Consider the following 2,807-nt stretch of genomic DNA (forward strand, 5'->3'; position numbering starts at 1 on the left):
TAATGTGCTGGGATATTCATAGTATTCCTTTCGGCGCCTTACTTATGCCCGGATAACAATAAGATATCCGTGTTTAGGGCAGAGAGCATGAGCGCTCCTTGTGGTTGGGTTACCTCTAACTATCCTGCCATGCGCCATGATTTATGCTTGGGATTGCCGCAGGTATTTCTGCATATTCCCAGGTTGAGGCCATTCAGCTGACTATTTGCTGGTACGCACATCCATAACCGAAAACCCTCAGCGCCTTATTTCTTTGCCTCCGGTGTAGGCACCGGCGTAGGGGTTAGGTCTTCTACACGCATCCTAAAATGCGAGAAAAGATCAGTTCTTTCGGGGGCTCCCACAATCTTTTCAGGAACGCTCACCTTACACCACCAGCGGCCGTCACGATGCACCGCGGTGAAGGTGGTCTGGGCAACTTCGTACCGTTTCGCGAGAGAAAGGTTCACGGTCTCTTTCTCGCCCACCTGAAAGGTTCCGTAATCGAGGGTGGTCTTTCCTTCCCAGGTGTAGGTATCGCCCTTGATAGTCGGTTCGGAGGTTTTGAGGGTTACTGTGGCTGCGGGGTTATCGAACCAGACGCGCCCTTCACGCATTAAAGAGAACGCTTTTTCGTCTTTTTCGCCGCGCATGACGCTATGTCCCGGCTCTGCGGCGGCGCTTTCATCATAAAACCGGGTGTTGCCGGTGGCGTTCATATATTGGAGGGCGGCGGAAATATAGGCGATCGTATTGTAAAGCCCCTGCACAGATTTATCGTTCATATGCTCGGGTCTGATGGGCACAGGCACGTTCTGAGCCGGATGATCACGAGTTGCGGGTTTAAAGGCTCCTGCAGATTCATCATATGTATCGAATTTAACCTCACCCGCGAAATCGGTGCGGGTTTCATCAGAGTTTGTGGCAGATCCTTGGTTTCTTGATAGGCAGGAGGCGATAAATCCCGCTGAGCCTATGCCCAACAATGTGAGCGCGGAACGGCGAGGAAAACGACGGGAGGTGTGGGAGGGCATCGAAATGGTGTCCTTTCAGCGCCTTTTACCCGTGCATCAAGGCGCAAACTGTGGTTGGATGTATTCCCATTGTGTACATGATGTAGAAATTCATGCGAGATTTAATCGTTCCCTGAGCAAAGATTCAGCTAAGAGCGCGGAAAACCCGCAAGAACACCGTGTTTCCTGCGGGTTTTCTTTAAGTAGGAACCTACACTCGGTTCTCCTAGACGAGCTTGTGCGGTATTGCTACTGTGCCCCGCCGCTGCCGGATGCGCCTTCCTGCGGAGCCTGCTGCTGCGGGGTTTGCTGCTGGTTCTGTCCCTGCTGCTGATTCTGGGAGCCACCCTGAGCGTCTGAAGAACCTCCGCTGTTTTGTTGAGGATAGGACAACCACCAGGTACCGTCTTTATAAATTCCTTTGAAGACCGCAGGCGCTTCTTCTGTCCGCTGCTCTTCGGGGATATCCATTGCCTGACCACCGATCACGACGAAGGAGCCGTTGGTAGCCTTCATCTTTCCGTTCCAGGTATAGGTGTCACCATCGGTTTTGGGTTGCGGGGAATCCAGAATAGCAGTCAGCTTATGGTCCTCAGCCCAGGTTTTTTGCTTTTTCCGTTCTTCAACAGCTTGCTGAACCTGATCGGCAGGGAGCTTATTCCCCTGAGGATCGAGAGCAACTTCCATAAATGGGGCAGGATCATTGGCGTTATTAAAGTACTGCCATGCCGCAACCATGTACCCGATAGCCGCATAAAAACCAGCCACGGATTTCTCACCCATCTGCTCTGGTTTGAGGGGCTTGGGAAAGTTCTTCGGGGGCTGTTCCTTGGTGCCGGGCTCGTACTTACCTGCAGAGGTGTCGTAATTGTCGAATTTCACCTCGCCGCTGTAGTCCTTTTGGTCTTGGCCACCGGATGCGGAGGAGCCTGACCCGCCGGCATTATTTGCCCCGGAACAGGCAGCAAGAGCCACCGCCGCAGAACCGGCGCCAAGGAGCCCAAGCGCGGAACGGCGAGAGATATTCAATGAAGACATGCTAGTCCTTTCGGAACCCAAGCCCTGACACTCGGGTGGTATCGATCATCGGAGGTACAGCAACAGCATATGCATATACCCGCTATCCATCACGATAACGAGAAATGAATACTCTCGCCGTAAAATTTCGCTAGATGCCAAACAGCGAACCGGAGCTCGATGAGCTTCCGGATGTTGAAGTGGGCTCTGGGTCTGTCATACGCCACTGACCGTCCTTATAGGTTCCCTTGAACGTAACGTCTTGACTCTGTTCCTTGTTCAGTTCCCGGCCCATGCCCCCACGACCACCCATACCGCCGATTTTTATGGTAACGCTTCCATCCCAGGTATAGGTGTCGCCGTCCATCTTCGGCTGCGGGGTCTTGAGGCTACTGGTAATTTTCATGTCATAAAACCACACGACTCCCCCGGTGCCCATCTGCTTAAGCTGCTCAAATTGCGGCGCAGGCACCTTCTGTCCGGTGTTGTCTACCATAACCTCCATCAGGGGTTCGAGGTCAAAAGACTCGAAGAAGTACTGGAAGGATGCAAAAAGGTAGCCGATAGACGAGTAAAAACCTGCCGCTGACTTTTCGTTAGCGTTATCCGGCTTCTTCGGCTTCGGCACATTTTCGGCGGGGTGATCCTTGGTTGCGGGCTTGTATTCTCCCGCAGAAGTGTCAAAGTTATCGAACTTGATCTCGCCGCTAAAGTCGGTGCGCTCGCTTTGAGAGCTGACACCGTTAACGCCTCCAGAGCACGCAGCAAGCGCCACGGTCGCAGAGGCAGCACCCGCCA

Annotated in this window: 3 protein-coding genes; all 3 read right to left on the reverse strand. The window is 53.2% G+C overall.

Annotation, left to right across the window (positions count from 1 at the left end; genetic code table 11):
* Positions 1 to 245: 245 nt before the first annotated feature.
* Complete coding sequence (locus HMPREF2554_RS09150; RefSeq protein WP_049775430.1) at positions 246 to 1,013, reverse strand: DUF6318 family protein; 768 nt, start codon at positions 1,011 to 1,013, stop codon at positions 246 to 248.
* A gap of 228 nt (positions 1,014 to 1,241) precedes the next feature.
* A complete protein-coding gene (locus tag HMPREF2554_RS09155; protein WP_004006402.1) occupies positions 1,242 to 2,030 on the reverse strand; it encodes a DUF6318 family protein in 789 nt (262 codons plus the stop codon).
* Positions 2,031 to 2,160: 130 nt separating this feature from the next.
* The coding region (locus HMPREF2554_RS09160) for a DUF6318 family protein (RefSeq protein ID WP_070554869.1) at positions 2,161 to 2,807 on the reverse strand (647 nt) is incomplete at its 5' end.

The sequence above is a fragment of the Rothia sp. HMSC071F11 genome, assembly GCF_001809115.1.
Taxonomy (GTDB): domain Bacteria; phylum Actinomycetota; class Actinomycetes; order Actinomycetales; family Micrococcaceae; genus Rothia; species Rothia dentocariosa.

Excerpts from the sequence above, each read along its gene's own strand:
- HMPREF2554_RS09150 (WP_049775430.1), bottom strand. The coding sequence starts at position 1,013 with ATGCCCTCCCACACCTCCCGTCGTTTTCCTCGCCGTTCCGCGCTCACA.
- HMPREF2554_RS09155 (WP_004006402.1), bottom strand. The coding sequence starts at position 2,030 with ATGTCTTCATTGAATATCTCTCGCCGTTCCGCGCTTGGGCTCCTTGGC.